The organism is Staphylococcus sp. HMSC057A08 (genome assembly GCF_001812925.1).
GTDB classification, from domain to species: Bacteria; Bacillota; Bacilli; order Staphylococcales; family Staphylococcaceae; genus Staphylococcus; species Staphylococcus hominis.
On the sequence record NZ_KV810854.1, the window covers coordinates 228,484 to 247,404 of the forward strand.

General features: G+C 31.1%; 19 protein-coding genes. 18 read left to right on the plus strand and 1 reads right to left on the minus strand.

Going from position 1 to position 18,921, the window contains the following annotated elements; translation table 11 throughout:
• Positions 1 to 73: 73 nt before the first annotated feature.
• Positions 74 to 1,549 carry an elastin-binding protein EbpS gene (gene ebpS, locus HMPREF2881_RS05730; RefSeq protein ID WP_070653674.1) on the plus strand — a complete coding sequence of 492 codons (1,476 nt, stop codon included), beginning with the start codon at positions 74 to 76 and terminating at the stop codon, positions 1,547 to 1,549.
• Positions 1,550 to 1,699: 150 nt separating this feature from the next.
• Positions 1,700 to 2,686, plus strand: coding sequence for a bacillithiol disulfide reductase YpdA (gene ypdA, locus HMPREF2881_RS05735; protein WP_002449760.1), 987 nt, complete (start codon positions 1,700 to 1,702; stop codon positions 2,684 to 2,686).
• 62 nt (positions 2,687 to 2,748) lie between these two features.
• On the opposite strand, the gene HMPREF2881_RS05740 is transcribed toward ypdA, so the two are convergent.
• On the minus strand, positions 2,749 to 3,717 hold the full coding sequence (locus tag HMPREF2881_RS05740; protein WP_002449857.1) for an asparaginase: 969 nt from the start codon (positions 3,715 to 3,717) through the stop codon (positions 2,749 to 2,751).
• 75 nt (positions 3,718 to 3,792) lie between these two features.
• Here HMPREF2881_RS05740 and cmk point away from each other — a divergent pair, with 75 nt between their 5' ends.
• The 16 genes from cmk (at position 3,793) to HMPREF2881_RS05820 (ending at position 18,894) form a co-directional block, all read left to right on the plus strand.
• Complete coding sequence (gene cmk, locus HMPREF2881_RS05745; RefSeq protein WP_002449771.1) at positions 3,793 to 4,449, plus strand: (d)CMP kinase; 657 nt, start codon at positions 3,793 to 3,795, stop codon at positions 4,447 to 4,449.
• A 309-nt stretch (positions 4,450 to 4,758) separates the two neighbouring features.
• Positions 4,759 to 5,937, plus strand: coding sequence for a 30S ribosomal protein S1 (gene rpsA / locus HMPREF2881_RS05750; RefSeq protein WP_037555976.1), 1,179 nt, complete (start codon positions 4,759 to 4,761; stop codon positions 5,935 to 5,937).
• Between the two features lie 185 nt (positions 5,938 to 6,122).
• Positions 6,123 to 7,433 carry a ribosome biogenesis GTPase Der gene (gene der / locus HMPREF2881_RS05755; RefSeq protein WP_002449709.1) on the plus strand — a complete coding sequence of 437 codons (1,311 nt, stop codon included), beginning with the start codon at positions 6,123 to 6,125 and terminating at the stop codon, positions 7,431 to 7,433.
• A gap of 14 nt (positions 7,434 to 7,447) precedes the next feature.
• Positions 7,448 to 8,446 (plus strand): NAD(P)H-dependent glycerol-3-phosphate dehydrogenase, encoded by a 999-nt coding sequence (locus HMPREF2881_RS05760; RefSeq protein WP_002455320.1) that lies wholly within the window; start codon positions 7,448 to 7,450, stop codon positions 8,444 to 8,446.
• A gap of 168 nt (positions 8,447 to 8,614) precedes the next feature.
• The gene (locus HMPREF2881_RS05765) at positions 8,615 to 8,887 is read left to right on the plus strand and encodes an HU family DNA-binding protein (protein ID WP_002449794.1); all 273 of its coding nucleotides are present in this window, start codon (positions 8,615 to 8,617) and stop codon (positions 8,885 to 8,887) included.
• Positions 8,888 to 9,074: 187 nt separating this feature from the next.
• Positions 9,075 to 9,656, plus strand: coding sequence for a hypothetical protein (locus HMPREF2881_RS05770; protein ID WP_002449710.1), 582 nt, complete (start codon positions 9,075 to 9,077; stop codon positions 9,654 to 9,656).
• A complete protein-coding gene (locus tag HMPREF2881_RS05775; RefSeq protein ID WP_002449836.1) occupies positions 9,656 to 10,357 on the plus strand; it encodes a demethylmenaquinone methyltransferase in 702 nt (233 codons plus the stop codon). Before HMPREF2881_RS05770 ends, HMPREF2881_RS05775 begins: the two co-directional genes overlap by 1 nt.
• Positions 10,358 to 10,386: 29 nt before the next feature.
• The gene (locus HMPREF2881_RS05780) at positions 10,387 to 11,343 is read left to right on the plus strand and encodes a polyprenyl synthetase family protein (protein WP_002449820.1); all 957 of its coding nucleotides are present in this window, start codon (positions 10,387 to 10,389) and stop codon (positions 11,341 to 11,343) included.
• A 119-nt stretch (positions 11,344 to 11,462) separates the two neighbouring features.
• Entirely contained in the window at positions 11,463 to 11,915 is a 453-nt protein-coding gene (gene ndk, locus HMPREF2881_RS05785; protein ID WP_002449736.1) for a nucleoside-diphosphate kinase, read from the plus strand.
• Between the two features lie 229 nt (positions 11,916 to 12,144).
• Positions 12,145 to 13,311, plus strand: coding sequence for a chorismate synthase (gene aroC, locus HMPREF2881_RS05790; RefSeq protein WP_002449816.1), 1,167 nt, complete (start codon positions 12,145 to 12,147; stop codon positions 13,309 to 13,311).
• A gap of 35 nt (positions 13,312 to 13,346) precedes the next feature.
• Positions 13,347 to 14,411 carry a 3-dehydroquinate synthase gene (gene aroB / locus HMPREF2881_RS05795; protein WP_002449806.1) on the plus strand — a complete coding sequence of 355 codons (1,065 nt, stop codon included), beginning with the start codon at positions 13,347 to 13,349 and terminating at the stop codon, positions 14,409 to 14,411.
• 10 nt (positions 14,412 to 14,421) lie between these two features.
• The gene (gene aroA, locus HMPREF2881_RS05800) at positions 14,422 to 15,720 is read left to right on the plus strand and encodes a 3-phosphoshikimate 1-carboxyvinyltransferase (protein WP_002449768.1); all 1,299 of its coding nucleotides are present in this window, start codon (positions 14,422 to 14,424) and stop codon (positions 15,718 to 15,720) included.
• Positions 15,721 to 15,726: 6 nt separating this feature from the next.
• Positions 15,727 to 16,971 (plus strand): tetratricopeptide repeat protein, encoded by a 1,245-nt coding sequence (locus HMPREF2881_RS05805; RefSeq protein WP_002449879.1) that lies wholly within the window; start codon positions 15,727 to 15,729, stop codon positions 16,969 to 16,971.
• A 14-nt stretch (positions 16,972 to 16,985) separates the two neighbouring features.
• Positions 16,986 to 17,525 carry a YpiB family protein gene (locus HMPREF2881_RS05810; RefSeq protein ID WP_002449704.1) on the plus strand — a complete coding sequence of 180 codons (540 nt, stop codon included), beginning with the start codon at positions 16,986 to 16,988 and terminating at the stop codon, positions 17,523 to 17,525.
• Positions 17,526 to 17,550: 25 nt separating this feature from the next.
• Positions 17,551 to 18,168, plus strand: a complete 618-nt coding sequence (locus HMPREF2881_RS05815; protein ID WP_002449828.1) for a DUF1405 domain-containing protein — start codon at positions 17,551 to 17,553, stop codon at positions 18,166 to 18,168.
• Between the two features lie 27 nt (positions 18,169 to 18,195).
• Positions 18,196 to 18,894: a zinc metallopeptidase gene (locus HMPREF2881_RS05820; RefSeq protein WP_002449792.1), complete on the plus strand. Its 699-nt coding sequence runs from the start codon at positions 18,196 to 18,198 to the stop codon at positions 18,892 to 18,894.
• Positions 18,895 to 18,921 lie beyond the last annotated feature (27 nt).

Below are 18,921 nucleotides of genomic sequence, written 5' to 3' on the forward strand. Positions count from 1 at the left end.
TGATACATATTTATGCATTACTTGGGTATAAATAATGTGACAATTAAAATAAGAAAAAGAGAGGATGTTGACTATGTCTAGAGATAATTTTAAGGATGATTTTGAAAAAAATCGACAATCGATAGATTCAAACGATCAATTCGATCGTGTAAATAATGAAACTAACGATGAAATAGACAATTTTAACAATGAAACCGATCAACAGTTTCCACCAAGAAATGCACAAAGACGACAAAGAAGAAGAAACCAATCTTCTAGTCGTAACAAAAAATTTAATGATCAGGTTAATGATTATGAAGAAGGTTCATTAGATGACCGTTATGATGAGGAGACATTTGACAAAGTACATAACGATAATAATTCTCATCATAATCACGAGAATGATGAGAATAATCAACGTTCCGATGTAGATGAGCGTTATGATGAACATAATCGTCATTCTAATCATCGTCTTGAGGACGATAGTTATGAAAATGATGATAATAGTGATGATAGAATGAATAGTGATCATCGTCGTCATCGTGATTTTGATCAAGATAACGATAGACATGAAGCTCATCATTCAAAAATCGGAAAAGACGCAACAATTGCTGGAGGAGCTGCTGCTACAGGAGCTGTTGAAGCAAAAGCATCACGTAATAAAAAACGTAAAAATAATCGTCATGATGATGAAAATTATAGAGATAATGAAAATAGAAGCGTTCAACATAACAGCGAAGATAATAATGAACTAGATAATAAACATCACAGAAAAAAAGGTAATAAAGGCAAAAAAGCTGCTGCAGTTGGTGCTGGCGCAGCTGGAGCAGGTGCTGCTGATGCTGCCGCTTCTAAACATAAACAACATGATGAACATAACAATCTAAATCATCATGATGCTGATAAACATCGTGAATACGAAGATAATGATGGTTTCCAAGCACATAACGGTAATAAAAAACGTGGTTTAATGGGAATTTTACTTCCACTCATAGCTTTATTACTTATTTTAGCTGCTCTAGCTATTTTTATTGGCATGTATCTTAACAATGACCATAAAGAAAAAAACAATAACACTGCAGATAATAAAACAGAACAAACTGAGAACAAAGATAACGCTAAAGACAAAGCTACAAATGAAAAAGACCAATCAAATGAAAAAGTAGCAACAAAAGAAGATAAATCAAGCGAATCAGATAATAGCACTAAAAAAGATAGTAATGAGTCAAATGAAGTAGCTACAACAGAAAACAGTACATCAAACAATAATAATGATAAAAATTCTACTGAAAGTGCAACATCTGAAAATGATAACAATAAATCAAATGTATATAACAATTCATCAAGTTCAGACAATAACTCAAATTCTCAATCAACTCAAAATAGCACACAATCAAGTAATAGTGCTGGCCAACAAACTCACGTAGTATCTGGTAATGATAATTTATATCGTATTGCAATTCAATACTATGGTGAAGGTACAGTTGAAAATGTAAATAAATTAAAACGAGCTAACGGCTTAACTAGTAATAATATTGTAAATGGTCAAAAATTAGTTATTCCTCAATAATATCTGAATGTATTAAAAAAGGTACACCTAAAATGGTGTATCTTTTTTATGTTCATTTGAAGATAAGTAAATAATAATGTAAATATTTTTATTTAGAAATATATCTGTAAACTGATATAATATGTTAGTGATTAAAGGAGGCCATTAAACATGCAAACAATTGAAAGTATTATTATTGGTGGAGGCCCATGTGGTTTAAGTGCAGCAATTGAGCAAAAGAAAAAAGGCATAGAAACACTAGTAATTGAAAAAGGTAACATTGTAGATGCTATTTATCATTATCCTACGCATCAAACTTTTTTCTCTTCTAGCGATAAATTAAGTATTGGAGATGTGCCATTTATTGTAGAGGAAAGTAAACCTCGTCGTAACCAAGCACTTGTCTATTATAGAGAAGTAGTAAGATTTCATCAGTTGAATGTACATCCTTTTGAGGAAGTATTAACAGTTAAAAAAATTGGAAATAAATTTACAATTACAACAACTAAAGACGTGTATGAATGTAAATTTTTAACAGTTGCGACTGGTTATTATGGTCAACATAATACTTTAGATGTTAAAGGTGCGGATTTATCTAAAGTTAAACATTACTTTAAAGAAGCACATCCATACTTCAATCAAGATGTCGTGGTTATTGGAGGTAAGAATTCTGCAGTAGATGCAGCTTTGGAATTGGAAAAGGCTGGGGCAAATGTGACTGTATTGTATCGTGGAGATCGATATTCAGCAGCAATTAAACCTTGGATTTTGCCAAACTTTGAATCTTTAGTTAACCATGAAAAAATCGATATGGAATTTGATGCAAATGTTACTGAAATCACTCAACATTCAGTAACTTATGAAAAGAATGGGGAAACAGTAACAATACCAAATGACTTTGTTTTTGCAATGATTGGTTATCATCCAGACTATAAGTTTTTACAATCTATTGGTATAGATATTCATACTAATGAATTTGGAACAGCTCCAATTTATAATAAAGAAACGTATGAAACAAATGTGGAAAACTGTTATATTGCTGGTGTTATAGCAGCTGGTAATGATAATAATTCAATTTTCATTGAAAACGGTAAATATCATGGTGGCATTATCGCTCAAAGTATTTTAAGAAAAAAACAAACTCCACTAGAAAGTTAAATTTCATTTATTTTAATTAAAAGAGAGAAACAATGAGTGCATCATCATTGTTTCTCTCTTTTTTAAGTTTCAAAGTATTCTTTCAATTCCTTATGATTCATATGGTTACTTAAACCAATTAAAAGTTTTAATCTTGCTTTAGGGCCATTTAATCCGTTAGAAAAAATAAGACCCTCTTCAGCTAATCGAAAACCTCCACCTTCATAATCATATACTGGACTTACAATGCCATTAAATGAGCGAGACACGAGTACGATAGGAATATCTTTTTTGACACATGATTCAATACCTTTCAAACAACTTGGAGGTAAGTTACCTTGGCCTAACGCTTCAATAATTATACCTTGAACGTTTTGTTGAGCATAAAATTCTAAAACATCCTTAGTCATTCCCATATACGCTTTAATTAATGGCACATTTAAACTTTCATCTATTCTTGGAAATACTTTTTGTCGATATGGACGATTATAAAATTGAACACGATCTTTAGTTAAGATACCTAAAGGGCCTTGATTAGGACTCTGAAAGGTATTGATATTCGAGGTATGTGTTTTAGTAACATTTCTCGCAGTATGTATTTCGTCATTAAATACGACCATCACGCCTTTATCAGAAGCTTCTAATGAAGTTGCAACTCTAATTGCTGAGATAAAGTTATATAGCCCATCTGAACCAATCTCGTTTGATGAACGCATTGCACCTGTTATAACAATAGGTTGACTTATATCGATTGTTAAATCGAGCAAATAAGCTGTTTCTTCTAACGTATCTGTGCCATGTGTAATCACACATCCATCATAATGATTCTTAGAAAATTCCTTCATAATGATATCTTTTAACTTTATGACATGAGAAAGTGTGATATGTGGTGATGGCACATTAAAGGGACTTATTTCATATACATTTGCATATTGATCTATGATGTTTTTATGCAATGAAATAGGATTGATATCATTTGTAACGACCTGATTGAGTTGATTTTGAGACATACTAATTGTTCCACCTGTATGAATAACAAGTATCTTTTTCATTAAACTCCTCCTATTTTTAAAATATATATTTATGATAAAATAATACAGATAAAACAACAAGAAAGGAAAAATGTTATGAATCCAATTAATATTGCATTAGATGGTCCTGCTGCTGCTGGGAAAAGTACAATTGCAAGACAAGTAGCTAGTAAATTATCAATGATTTATGTCGATACTGGTGCAATGTATCGTGCAATAACGTATAAATATTTAAAGCAAGATGCTCCTGAAGATTTTCAAAATTTAATTAATCATACTTCTTTAGAATTAACTTACAATCCATCAAAAGGCCAACGAATTATTTTAGATAACGAGGATGTGACAGACTATTTAAGAGAAAATGATGTCACACAACATGTTTCATATGTTGCATCAAAAGAACCTGTACGCACCTACGCCGTACAAAAACAAAAAGAATTAGCAATAAAAAAAGGAATTGTTATGGACGGTAGAGATATTGGTACCGTCGTTCTTCCAGATGCTGAGTTAAAAGTATATATGATTGCCTCTGTAGATGAAAGAGCGGAAAGAAGACAAAAAGAGAATGAATTACGTGGCATTCCTTCCACTTTAAATCAATTAAAAAAAGAGATTGAAGAAAGAGATCATTACGATATGAATCGTGATATTTCACCTTTAAGAAAAGCGGAAGATGCTATAACAGTGGATACAACGAGTAAAACTATAGAAGACGTAACTGAAGAAATATTAAAGTTAGTAGAGAATCTGTAATTTTCATACATAGCTATTTAATTTAATTCGTCAAATGACTAAAGTATAAGCGAATTATTTTAAATAGCTATTTTAGTTATATATAATTAATTATGAAAATATAAACAATAAATTTTCTTAGTCTTATATTCAATCATAAGTTTCGATTTTCATCGATATTAATAAATATATTTTTCTATTGCTTAATATTAAATAATTTTAAAAAATGATATATTTTTTAAAAACTTATGAAACTAAAGGGGTATTTCTTGACAATTCCTCGTGTTTATAAGATGTTATAGTTATGTAGTGTATAAGGAGGCAAACATGATGACTGAAGAATTCAATGAATCAATGATTAATGATATTAAAGAAGGTGACAAAGTCACTGGAAAAGTTCAACAAGTTGAAGATAAACAAGTAGTAGTTCATATTGATGGGGCTAAATATAACGGAATTATTCCAATTAGCCAACTTTCAACTCATCACATTGAAAATCCAAGTGAGATTATTTCAGAGGGTGATGAAATTGAAGCATATGTAACCAAAATTGAAATTGACGAAGCAAATGAATCAGGCGCTTACATTTTATCAAAACGTCAACTTGAAACCGAAAAATCATATGAATATTTACAAGAAAAGCTTGATAATGACGAAGTAATCGAAGCTAAAGTTACTGAAGTAGTTAAAGGTGGCTTAGTTGTGGATGTGGGCCAAAGAGGATTCGTTCCTGCGTCACTCATTTCAACTGATTTCATTGAAGATTTCTCTGTATTTGAAGGACAAACCATTCGTCTTAAAGTAGAAGAATTAGATCCTGAAAATAATAGAGTCATTTTAAGCCGTAAAGCAGTTGAACAAGCTGAAAATGACGTTAAAAAAGCATCGTTATTAGATTCACTTAATGAAGGAGACGTTATCAAAGGAAAAGTTGCGCGTCTTACTAACTTTGGTGCTTTTGTAGATATTGGTGGCGTTGATGGATTAGTTCACGTATCAGAATTATCACATGAGCATGTTCAATCTCCTGAAGACGTGGTAAGCGTTGGACAAGAAGTGGACGTTAAAGTTAAATCTGTTGAAAAAGATACTGAACGTATTTCTTTATCTATTAAAGATACTTTACCAACTCCATTCGAAAATATTAAAGGTAAATTCCACGAAAACGACGTTATCGAAGGTAAAGTAATTCGCTTGGCTAACTTTGGCGCTTTTGTGGAAATTGCTCCTGGTGTTCAAGGACTTGTACACATTTCAGAAATTGCTCATAAACATATTGGTACACCAAGTGAAGTGTTAGAACCAGGACAACAAGTGAGCGTTAAAATTTTAGGTATTGATGAAGAAAATGAGCGTATTTCTTTATCTATTAAAGCTACATTACCAAATGAAGATGTGATTGAAAGTGACGAAGCTACAACTCAATCATATTTATCTAATGAAACAGATGAAGACAATCCAACTTTAGGTGACGTTTTTGGTGATAAATTTAAAAACTTAAAATTCTAATATTAAATATTTTATTATTTAATTTAATGATGAGAGCAAGAAAAGATATTCAAATAGAATTCTTTCTTGCTCTTTTTTTATTTATCTTTACTCACTATCTATCGTATGACAATATATACTTGTTTTTAAATCATCATTGCGTATGATAAAATTATAGAGATTTTAGAAAGAGAGGAAGTTAGCTTATGACTAAACCTATTGTAGCAATTGTAGGTAGACCTAATGTGGGGAAGTCTACAATTTTTAATAGAGTAGTAGGTGAACGTGTATCAATTGTTGAAGATACTCCAGGTGTTACGCGTGATCGTATTTATTCTTCAGGCGAATGGTTAACACATGAATTTAATATCATTGATACTGGAGGCATCGAAATCGGAGATGCACCTTTCCAAACACAAATAAGAGCTCAAGCAGAAATCGCTATTGATGAAGCAGACGTTATTATCTTTATGGTAAATGTGAGGGAAGGTCTCACTCAAAGTGATGAAATGGTGGCTCAATTACTTTATAAATCAAAAAAACCTGTTGTTTTAGCAGTAAATAAAGTAGATAATCCTGAAATGAGAAGTGATATTTTTGATTTTTACTCTTTAGGTTTTGGCGATCCTTATCCAATTTCTGGTTCACATGGTTTAGGTCTAGGTGATTTATTAGATGAAGTCGTTAAACATTTTAAAGAAGAAGATAGTGATCCATATGATGATGACATTATTCGTTTATCTATTATTGGCCGTCCAAATGTGGGTAAATCTAGTTTAGTAAATGCCATTTTAGGTGAAGAACGTGTTATTGTATCAAATGTAGCAGGTACAACTCGAGATGCTGTAGATACTGAGTATAGCTATGATGGACAAGATTACGTGTTAATAGATACAGCAGGTATGAGAAAAAAAGGTAAAGTATATGAGTCAACTGAGAAATACTCTGTATTAAGAGCCTTAAAAGCAATTGAGCGTTCAAATGTGGTGTTATTAGTTATTGATGCCGAAGAAGGAATTATTGAACAAGATAAGCGCGTTGCTGGATATGCTCATGAAGAAGGAAAAGCAATGGTGATTGTTGTAAATAAATGGGATGCTGTAGAAAAAGATACTAATACCATGAAAAAATTTGCTGATGATGTACGTAATCAATTTCAATTTTTAGATTATGCACCTATCGCTTTCGTATCGGCAAAAGAGCGACTACGATTAAAAACACTTTTCCCTTATATAAGAGAAGCAAGTGAAAATCACAAAAAACGTGTTCAAAGCTCAACACTTAACGAGGTGGTGACGGATGCAATTTCAATGAATCCTACACCTACAGATAAAGGTAGACGTTTAAATGTCTTCTATACTACTCAAGTGGCTATTGAACCACCAACATTTGTGGTTTTTGTAAATGATGTTGAGTTAATGCATTTTTCTTATAAACGCTATCTTGAAAATCAAATTAGAGATGCATTTGGTTTTGAAGGAACGCCTATTCATATCATCCCTAGAAGAAGAAACTAAGAGGAGAGATTAAGATGACTAAGATTACAGTTTTTGGTACAGGAAGTTTTGGTACTGCATTAGCAAATGTTTTAGCAGAGAATGGCCATTCAGTTTTAATGTGGGGAAAAAATGAAAATACTGTAGATGAAATTAATCAATCTCATCAAAATAAACGGTACCTGAAAGACGTAACATTAATTGAAACAATTAAAGCAACAAATCAATTAGAACAAGCAGTTAATTTTTCAGATATATTTTTAATTGCTTTACCTACAAAAGCAATTAGAGACGTTGTGACTGAAATTAATCAACATATTAAAACTAAAAAAACATTTATTCACGTTGCAAAAGGTATTGAAAATGAAACATTTAAACGTGTATCAGAAATGATTGAAGATTCAGTATCTAAGAACCATAAAAATGGTGTGGGGGTACTATCTGGACCAAGTCATGCTGAAGAAGTTGTAATTAAACAACCTACAACTGTTGCAGCTTCGTCAAAAGATGAACGTATAAGTAAACTTATTCAAGATTTATTCATGAATGATTACTTACGAGTATATACTAATAATGATTTGATAGGTGTAGAACTAGGTGGTGCACTTAAAAACATTATTGCTGTAGCAAGTGGTATTGTTGCTGGAATGGGTTATGGTGATAATGCTAAAGCTGCTTTAATGACAAGAGGTTTAGCTGAGATTAGTCGACTAGGTGAAAAGCTAGGGGCTGATCCTATGACTTTTCTAGGTCTTGGTGGCATTGGTGATTTAATTGTAACGTGTACGTCTACTCATTCAAGAAATTATACTTTAGGATATAAATTAGGAAAAGGTAAAACGACTGAAGAAGCACTTAACGAAATGAATATGGTTGTTGAAGGAATTTATACAACAAATTCAGTATATCATTTAGCAAAAGCTCAAAATGTTGATATGCCAATAACCAATGCTTTATACAAAGTATTATTTGAAGATAAACCAGTGAAAGATAGTGTGAAGGATTTAATGGGACGAGATAAAAAAGCTGAATAAAGTGTAATTTTGCTATTTAACGCAAATATTTTATAAAATTATTCACGAAATACTGATAATTCAACGTTTTAAGTATATAAATCGTTGCGGTAAAGGGAATTATTGTGTTAAAGTCATACCATAATGATATAAATTTATCATTATCATTCATCTGGAGGTGAACTCATAATGAATAAAACTGACTTAATCAATGCGGTTGCAGAACAAGCTGATTTAACTAAAAAAGAAGCTGGTTCAGCAGTAGACGCTGTTTTCGAATCAATTCAAAACTCACTTTCTAAAGGTGAAAAAGTTCAATTAATTGGTTTCGGAAACTTCGAGGTACGTGAACGTGCTGCACGTAAAGGACGTAACCCTCAAACAGGTAAAGAAATCGAAATTCCTGCAAGTAAAGTTCCAGCATTCAAAGCTGGTAAAGCATTAAAAGATGCTGTAAAATAATTTACTTAAAAAGCCCTATAAGGGCTTTTTATTTTATATATTGTTTAATTCTAAATACATATGTTTTATTTATAATTGTACAATTCACTGTGAAGCGTCTGTGAAGTTATTTTCGTCATAAGCACTATATTTTATTTTTATGAATATAATGTTAATATGTATATTGATACTAACGTGAGGTGTGAACATGGAAAGAACATTAAGCAAATTAAATAGACAAATTACTCAAAGGCTTAAAGGAATTAATGAATATGAAGCAATTCACATTAATAAAGGATTAAGTGATGTTTTAGATCATTTTAATATTCCAGAAAATGCTAAACTTGCCTGCCTCACTATTGATACTTCAATGAAGCATCTAGATGATATTTCTAAAAATAAATTATCTAAGAAATCAATTCTAATTGGTGACTTATTAAGTGCTCATTTTTATACTTTAATATCTGAAATTGGTGATGTGTCATATCAAAAGCTAATGAGTGAAGCGATTATAAAATCTAATGAGCTTAAAACTTCATTGCATCATCATTCACTCGAGCGTCATGATATATATAAGGCTGTGTTAGATATAGAAACACTTTTCCCTTTTATAACTATTTCTCATTTTACAGATATTGAGATTTCTCAATATGAAATATTTGAAAAATTATTTAGTGGGGTACATCAATATTATCCCTCTTATTTAAGTGAATATGATGAAGATGAAATAAACCAATTTATTAAACATATAAAGCAAAGCGATAAAGAGAAAAGTAGAGGTAATAATTAATGACTGAAAATAATGCAAAAAAAGAACAAGTTCATACGGTTTTTCAAAATATTTCTAAAAAATATGATCGATTGAACAATATAATAAGCTTCGAACAACATAAAATATGGCGTAAACATGTAATGAAAGATATGAATGTGTTACCTGGAAGTAAAGCACTTGATGTATGTTGTGGTACAGCAGATTGGACTATTGCTTTAAGTAGAGCAGTAGGACCTAATGGAGAAGTTACAGGTTTAGATTTCAGTGAAAATATGCTTGAAGTTGGTAAAGAAAAAACTAAATCAATGCCTAATATTCACTTAGTGCACGGCGATGCTATGAATTTACCATTTGAGGATAAAACATTCGATTATGTAACCATTGGTTTCGGTTTAAGAAATGTGCCTGATTATTTAGCAACATTAAAAGAATTAAATCGCGTATTGAAACCAGGCGGTATGATTGTATGTTTAGAAACAAGTCAACCAACATTACCCGTATTTAAACAAGTTTATAAACTTTACTTTAAATTTGTGATGCCTATTTTCGGGAAATTGTTTGCTAAATCTAGGGAAGAATATGAATGGTTACAACAATCTACATTCAATTTTCCAGATAAAACTAAATTAAAGCGTTTATTTGAGCAGGCTGGTTTCAGTCATGTAAAAGTTCGTAGCTTTACAGGTGGCGTTGCTGCAATGCACCTTGGCTATAAATAGAAACTTCTACTAAATAAAAGGTGATTAATGTGGCAAAGTTAAGTATGAATAGTGAAATTAAAAATGTTGAAAAGCGTTTAAAAAATGCTATTAAAAGTAATGATTCTGTATTACAAGAAGCAGCATTTCATTTATTATCTTCGGGTGGCAAACGAGTGCGTCCAGCATTTGTTCTTCTTAGTAGTCAGTTTGGACCAAAGAAAATTACTGAAGATACGTATCATGTTGCAGTAGCTTTAGAATTAATTCATATGGCAACACTTGTGCACGATGATGTGATTGATAAAAGTGACAAACGTCGTGGTAAATTGACTATTGAAAAAAAATGGGATGTCACTACTGCTATCCTAACTGGCAATTTCTTACTAGCTTTAGGTTTAAAACAACTTTCTAAAATTGAAGATCATCGTGTTCATACTATTATTTCTAACGCAATTGTTGATGTTTGTAGAGGGGAGCTCTTCCAATTCCAAGACCAATTTAATAGTCATCAAAATATTACGAACTATTTGAGACGTATTAATAGAAAAACGGCGTTGCTTATTCAACTTTCAACAGAAGTTGGTGCAATAACATCACAAGCTGATAATGAGACGATTCGAAAATTAAAAATGATTGGTCATTATATTGGAATGAGTTTTCAAATTGTAGATGATATTTTAGATTTTACAAGTACTGAGAAAAAATTAGGTAAACCTGTGGGTAGTGACCTAATGAATGGTCATATTACATTACCAGTTTTATTAGAGATGAAAAAAGACCCGGTTTTCAAAAAACAAATTGTTGAGTTATCACACCTGACAAATAAACATCAATTTGATCCACTTATTGATCAAATCAAGAATTCAAATAGTATCACACAATCTCAAGAAGTGAGCGATCATTATTTAAATAAAGCACTCGACTTAATTGATCAATTAGAGGAACCAAATTCTCAAAATTTATTTAGAAAGCTTATTAAAAGAATGCGTTCTAGAAATACATAAGAATAGAAAAAAGTTGAAAACGCTTTAATAACCTGTTAGTATTTAGTAGTAGTAAGTTGTTTGCTATTAAATGTATTTATACATATTAAATCAATTTTTTAATTAGGGGGATTTGTATAATGGAACGCACTTTTTTAATGATTAAGCCAGATGCAGTACAACGTAATTTAATAGGAGAAATTATTTCTAGAATTGAAAGAAAAGGTTTAAAAATAGTTGGCGGTAAATTTATAATTCCAACTAAAGATACTGTTAACATACATTATGCTGAACATACAGAGAAGCCGTTTTTTCATAAACTTGTTTCTTTTTTAACTTCTGGACCTGTGTTTGCCATGGTTGTTGAAGGAGAAGACGCAGTTGCGGTATCTAGACATATTATCGGAAAAACAAATCCCACTGAAGCCGCTCCCGGTACTATAAGAGGCGATTATGGTTTAACAGTAGGGAGAAATATTATTCACGGATCAGACTCTGTAGAATCTGCTGAAAGAGAAATCAATTTATGGTTTAATGATGATGAAATATATAGCTACGAAGCTAATAGAGAAAATTGGCTTTATGAAGAATAATTTTTAAAAAGTAGAATAAATTGGAATTTATTTTCAATTCAACCATTGACTGCCGACATGTTAGAAACTACCTAAGACAACAGTTGTCTTAGGTACTTTTTTATATAAAATTATTTGAATTTTCAAACACCAATTATTCTACACTAGTTATGTAATTTCATTGAATATGATATGATAACAAATAATACATAATACTATTTAAAGTGGTAAAGGAAAGGAGCTATTAATCATGAGATATTTAACTTCAGGAGAATCACATGGTCCACAACTAACCGTGATTATTGAAGGTGTTCCAGCTAACTTAGAAATGAGAGCTGAGGAAATAAATAAAGAAATGTTTAAGCGTCAAGGTGGATACGGTAGAGGACGTCGAATGCAAATTGAAAAAGATGCGGTAGAAATTGTTTCTGGTGTAAGAAATGGCTTTACTTTAGGTAGTCCAATTACAATTGTAGTTAAAAATGATGATTTTACTCATTGGAGAAATATTATGGGTATTGAACCAATTAGTGACGAGGCACGTGAAAATATGAAACGTACAATTACAAAGCCAAGACCTGGTCATGCAGACTTAATTGGCGGAATGAAATATAATCATCGTGATTTGAGAAATGTACTTGAACGTTCTTCTGCAAGAGAAACAGCTGCACGTGTAGCTGTAGGAGCAGTGTCCAAAATTTTACTTTCTCAACTAGACATTCATATGTATAGTCGTGTTGTAGAAATTGGTGGAATTAAAGATGTAGGGTTATACGATACAGAAACATTTAAACAAAATATCGATAAAAATGATGTACGTGTGATTGATGAATCGATTGCTCAAAAAATGAGAGATAAAATCGATGAAGCTAAAAAGGAAGGCGACTCTATAGGTGGCGTAGTTCAAGTTATGGTTGAAAATATGCCAGTTGCAGTAGGTAGCTACGTGCATTATGATCGTAAACTCGATGGACGCATTGCACAAGGTGTTGTAAGTATTAATGCCTTCAAAGGTGTCAGCTTTGGCGAAGGGTTTAAAGCTGCTGAAAAACCTGGAAGCGAAATTCAAGATGAAATTTTATATCATTCTGAAAGAGGTTATTATAGAGGATCTAATCATTTAGGTGGCTTTGAAGGTGGAATGACTAATGGTATGCCTATCATTGTAAATGGCGTTATGAAACCTATTCCAACTTTATATAAACCTTTAAATTCAGTAGATATTAATACTAAAGAAGATTTTAAAGCAACTATAGAACGTTCAGATAGTTGTGCAGTTCCAGCAGCAAGCGTTGTTTGCGAACATGTCGTTGCATTTGAAGTTGCTAAAGCTCTTTTAGAAGAGTTCCAATCTAATCATATCGATCAACTTAAAGAACAAATTGAAGAACGTAGAAAGTTAAATATAGAATTTTAAACATCTTTAATTAACCTTTAGAAATGAGGTATATCATGCAATTACAAACCACATATCACAGTGATAATTATCCAATTATTGTAGAACATCATGCATTTAAATATTTATCCGATTATATTCAAGATTACGATAAAGTATTCTTAATTATAGATGAATTTGTTGATTTTAATTTTAGAGATAAATTTGAAATATTATGTCACAATTCAAACATTCAAAAAGTTATCGTTCCTGCCGGTGAAAAAATGAAAACGTTTAATCATTATCAATCTATCATGGAACAACTACTAGGAATGAACCTTACTCGTAATACATGTTTAGTGGCTATAGGTGGTGGGGCCACAGGAGATTTTACAGGATTCTTAGCTTCTACATTATTAAGAGGTGTTGATTTTATACAAGTACCTACAACGATATTAGCGCATGACTCAAGTGTAGGAGGCAAAGTTGGAATAAATTCTTCCCATGGTAAAAATCTTATAGGCGCATTTTATAGACCTAAAGCAGTCATATATGATTTAAATTTTTTAAAAACTTTACCTTATCATGAAATTTTAAGTGGATACGCTGAGGTATATAAGCATGCTTTATTGACTGGCGCAGTTGCTACAGAAGATATTGAAAAACACTTTTCAGATAGGAAAACACTTGAATCACTTAAAGATATGGATCAATTTATTTTTAAGGGCATAAAAACAAAACTAAACATTATTATAAAAGATGAAAAAGAAAGTAATGTTAGAAAATATTTAAATTTAGGTCATACCTTTGGACATGCAGTAGAATATAAGTATAAAATACCTCATGGTCATGCCATTATGATTGGGATGATTTATCAGTTTATTGTGGCAAATCATCTTCTTGGCACACAATTTGATATTCAACATTATATTAATTATATGAATCAATTAAATTATCCGCTGGATTTAATTCAGCAGATTGATTTTGAAGAAATGTATCAATATATGTTATCAGATAAAAAAAATAATGGTGAAGGTATTCAAATGGTTCTACTCGAGAAATTAGGTAAACCTAATGTATATCATGTAGAAAAAAATATATTGAAGCAATCATTTAAACAACTACAATTATTAGTAGAGTAGGTGAAATACTGTGACAACAAGTCAAACAATAGATATTCATGGTCCATTAAAGGGTGAGATAGAAGTACCTGGAGATAAATCTATGACGCATAGAGCAATTATGCTATCGTCACTCGCTAAAGGTAAATCAATTATTGAACAACCGCTTCTAGGTGAAGATTGTTTACGTACAATTGAAATTTTTAAACTCTTAGGTGTTGAGATTGAAATTGAAGAACATCGTCTTATTGTTAATTCTCCAGGATATCAACATTTCAATATACCACATCAAACGTTATATACTGGAAATTCTGGTACAACAACGCGCTTACTTGCTGGTCTTTTAAGTGGATTGGGCATAGAGTGTGTCTTATCTGGAGATACATCGATAGGAAAACGACCTATGGATCGTATTTTAAAACCTTTAAAATTAATGAATGCAAATATTAATGGTATTGAAAATAACTATACACCACTTATTATTAAGCCTTCAGCCATTAATGGTATCAATTATCAAATGGAAGTCGCAAGTGCTCAAGTTAAAAGTGCAATTTTGTTTGCAAGTCTATTTTCAAAAGAAGCATCACAAATTACAGAATTAGACATAAGTAGAAATCATACTGAAACGATGTTTAAACATTATCAAATTCCAATACAAGTAAATCAAAAAGTGATTACAACATCTCCTTATGCTATAAGCAATATTCAACCTAAAAACTTTGTAGTACCAGGAGATATTTCTTCAGCTGCTTTCTTTATTGTAGCTGCTTTGATTTCTCCAGGAAGTGATATTACAATTCATAATGTTGGCATCAATCCTACACGTTCAGGTATTATAGATATCGTTGAACAAATGAATGGTAACATTGAATTATTTAATGTTACAGAGTCTTCAGAACCAACTGCGTCGATTAGAGTTCAGTATACGAACAACTTGAAACCAATCACAATTGAAGGAGATTTAATTCCTAAAGCAATTGATGAATTGCCAATTATTGCTTTGTTATGCACTCAAGCTTCTGGTACAAGTATGATTAAGGACGCAGAGGAATTAAAGGTAAAAGAAACTAATCGTATTGATACAACTGCAGATATGCTTAATTTACTAGGTTTTAAATTACAAGCTACAGAGGATGGATTAATTATTCATCCCTCTGAATTAACTAGAAATGCTATAGTAGATAGCTTAACTGACCACAGAATTGGCATGATGCTTGCAGTCGCCTCTATTTTAAGTGATTCGCCATTAACGATACGTCAGTTTGATGCAGTAAATGTATCATTCCCTGGTTTCTTGCCGAAATTAAAGCTTTTAGAAAATGAGGGATAAAATATTATGGAAGATATCTATAAATTAATAGACGATATCAATCTTCAAAAATTAGATCATTTAGATACACGTGTAAATGAAGCATTAACATCCAATAATGATGATGCTTTATTTATTTTAGGAGAAACATTATATAACTTTGGATTAACACCTCAAGGTCTTGAAGTGTTTAGAACGTTATATCATAAGTATCCAGATGAAAGTGAACTATTAATTTATTTTATCGAAGGCCTTATGTCTGAAAATCAAACAGACGAAGCATTAGAATATTTAAATCAAGTTGAATTATCACCTGAAAAGTTAATGTTAGAAGCCGACTTATATCAACAAATCAATATGACTGAAGTTGCTATTGATAAGTTAACTGAAGCGCGTGAATTAGAACCTAATGACCCAATTATTCATTTTGCTTTAGCAGAATTACTTTATTTTGATGGACAATACCTTCGTGCTACACGAGAATATGAAGTTGTTTTAGATACAGGCGAATATGAAATAAATGGAATTAATTTATTTTCAAGAATGGCTGATTGTGCGTTACAAAGTGGAAATTATAGTGATGCTATACAGTTATTTGATGAGATTAGTGAAGATGAAATGATCTCTGATGACTTTTTCAAAAAAGCCATCGCATATGAAAAAAATGATCTAACTCAAGAAGCTATAAAAATTATGACTACACTTCTTTCTAAAGACCCAGACTTTATTCAAGGTTACTTTTATTTACAATCTTTATATGAAAATGAAAAAAATTATCCAGATGCGATTGAAACAGGTAAAGAAGGGTTACGTCTTAATCAATTTTATAAAGAACTCATGGTTTCTACCGGTAGTTTAGAAATTGAACATGGAGATGCGAATGAGGGGGTAGAACTTCTTAAAAAAGCACTTGAAGTAGATAATGGTTACCATAAACCTTTACTTATCTTAAGTGATTTATTCCGTCAAAAAGAAGACTATGAAGCCATCATTTCACTTCTATCTTATGTAGATGAAGAAGATCTTGACCCTGTCTTTATGTGGCATTTAGCACATGCATATGGGGAAGAAGAAAGAGATACTGAAGCCCAACATTTCTATGAATTGGCTTATCCAACATTAAAATCTCAGAGTCTATTCTTAAGCGATTATTATTTCTATTTAATTGAAATTGGCCAAAAAGATAAAGCTAAAGTATTACTTAACGAATTATTAATTATCGATCCAACTAATGAAACTTGGAATGAAGAATTGAGCAGATTGAATGACTAGAGTGGGTGTTAAAATTGAATGACACATTAGTTAAAATGAAACAAAGCTATATTGAATATGCTTTGTTTCATTATCATTTTAAGTCCAGAATTAGTGTGTGGCTATTAAATTATTTAAAAGCCTCACCGCCAAAATTAAATTGTAGTCATTTTGTAAATAAGAAAATTAAAAGTCATATAACCCTTGAAATTGGCCTAAAACACTCCAATTTCTCTGCGATTAAATTAACAAAAGACGATCAAACATTAATTAATACAAATGAAATATTCAATTATATAGCTTCTAAAGATATTTGTATTGATATATTCATTCACTTTGAATACAACGATAAGCAAGATGGGCGATTAAATGAGCTTATAATTCAACAATTAATATATTCTGATCAATATCTTGCATATCTTAATAATATATATCACTTAAGTCTTGATCTAAATAAAAAGTATTCACTAATCGAACAATTAGAACATCATATCGATGTAAGTTTACAAATGAAAGATCAACAACGTTTTTATCAATTATCACAAATTTTGAGTGTATTAACTCATCACTCATAGATCAAAATTAAAGGAATTATAACTTATGCCTACTTTAAGACAACTATGGGAATTATCATTATATCAACGTTCCATACTCGTAATATTGCTTATATGTAATGTTTTAGGCACCATTTATGGTTTTATATGGTATGGTGATCAATTACTTAAGACACAATGGCATTATCTAATTTTTGTACCAGATAGTCCTATTGCATCGCTATTGTTATGTATATCAATTTGTTTAATTATTTTAAATAAACAAAATAGTATTATTGAAGGACTAGCATTTGTAACATTATTTAAATATGGTTTATGGGCTGTCATTATGAATTTGATAATGATGGTTAATAATAACGATATAACTATTATGAATGTACTTTTAATTATTAGTCATGGAATTATGGTACTTGAAAGTATCTATTTTTATCCACGATTCAAAATTTCTATACTCAGTTTGTTTATTTCTATGATATGGATATTTAACAATGATTATGTAGATTATATATTAAAGAAATATCCTTATTATGATTTTATACAGCAACACGTTCATTTAGTTGCTTTTATCGCGCTATGGCTAAGTATTATGTCACTTATCCTTTATTATAGTTTTAATAAATTAATAAAGGTTAAATTATTTGATAAAAAATTCGATAGTCAGTAGAATATGATTAAAGGAGAGTGAAATTGATTGTCTATAGTGTCTTATATTATATATATCGTCATTATTATGCTCATTCCAATGTGGGCTCAACACAAAGTAAAATCAAATTATGAAAAATATTCACAGGTAAGATCAACAAGTGGTAAGACGGGTCGTGAAGTAGCAGAAGAAATTCTTCATGCTAATGGAATTTACGATGTAGATGTAGTTAAGGGCGAAGGCTTTTTAACAGACCACTATGATCCAAATAAGAAAGTAGTTTGTTTATCTCCTGCAAACTTTGATCGTCCTTCAGTAGCTGGTACAGCTATTGCGGCACACGAAGTTGGACACGCTATTCAACACCAACAAGGTTATGCGTTTTTACGTTTTAGAACTGCTTTAGTACCTTTAGCAAATATTGGTAGTTCATTAAGCTATATCATTATTATGGCTGGTATCTTTTTAACAGCATTAGGTAGTGCTTTTGGCTCAACTGCATTATGGATTGGTGCTGGGTTAATGTCATTAGCAGTTTTATTCTCAATCGTGACATTACCAGTTGAATTTGATGCAAGCTCAAGAGCGATGAAACAAATTACTGCACTTAATATTGTGAATGAAAAAGAATATAAACATGCGAGAAAGGTATTATCAGCAGCAGCTATGACTTATGTAGCAGCAACAGCTACAGCTGTAGCCGAACTTGTTAGAATTATTTTACTGGCACGTGCAAGTGATAACTAAACTACCTTTATAAACTAACTTAATCTT

Coding starts and splice junctions, on each gene's coding strand:
- HMPREF2881_RS05760 (WP_002455320.1), top strand. CDS start 7,448: ATGACTAAGATTACAGTTTTTGGTACAGGAAGTTTTGGTACTGCATTA.
- HMPREF2881_RS05740 (WP_002449857.1), bottom strand. CDS start 3,717: ATGAAAAAGATACTTGTTATTCATACAGGTGGAACAATTAGTATGTCT.
- HMPREF2881_RS05775 (WP_002449836.1), top strand. CDS start 9,656: ATGACTGAAAATAATGCAAAAAAAGAACAAGTTCATACGGTTTTTCAA.
- HMPREF2881_RS05815 (WP_002449828.1), top strand. CDS start 17,551: ATGCCTACTTTAAGACAACTATGGGAATTATCATTATATCAACGTTCC.
- HMPREF2881_RS05765 (WP_002449794.1), top strand. CDS start 8,615: ATGAATAAAACTGACTTAATCAATGCGGTTGCAGAACAAGCTGATTTA.
- HMPREF2881_RS05770 (WP_002449710.1), top strand. CDS start 9,075: ATGGAAAGAACATTAAGCAAATTAAATAGACAAATTACTCAAAGGCTT.
- ndk (WP_002449736.1), top strand. CDS start 11,463: ATGGAACGCACTTTTTTAATGATTAAGCCAGATGCAGTACAACGTAAT.
- HMPREF2881_RS05805 (WP_002449879.1), top strand. CDS start 15,727: ATGGAAGATATCTATAAATTAATAGACGATATCAATCTTCAAAAATTA.
- aroC (WP_002449816.1), top strand. CDS start 12,145: ATGAGATATTTAACTTCAGGAGAATCACATGGTCCACAACTAACCGTG.
- der (WP_002449709.1), top strand. CDS start 6,123: ATGACTAAACCTATTGTAGCAATTGTAGGTAGACCTAATGTGGGGAAG.
- ebpS (WP_070653674.1), top strand. CDS start 74: ATGTCTAGAGATAATTTTAAGGATGATTTTGAAAAAAATCGACAATCG.
- aroB (WP_002449806.1), top strand. CDS start 13,347: ATGCAATTACAAACCACATATCACAGTGATAATTATCCAATTATTGTA.
- rpsA (WP_037555976.1), top strand. CDS start 4,759: ATGACTGAAGAATTCAATGAATCAATGATTAATGATATTAAAGAAGGT.
- ypdA (WP_002449760.1), top strand. CDS start 1,700: ATGCAAACAATTGAAAGTATTATTATTGGTGGAGGCCCATGTGGTTTA.
- cmk (WP_002449771.1), top strand. CDS start 3,793: ATGAATCCAATTAATATTGCATTAGATGGTCCTGCTGCTGCTGGGAAA.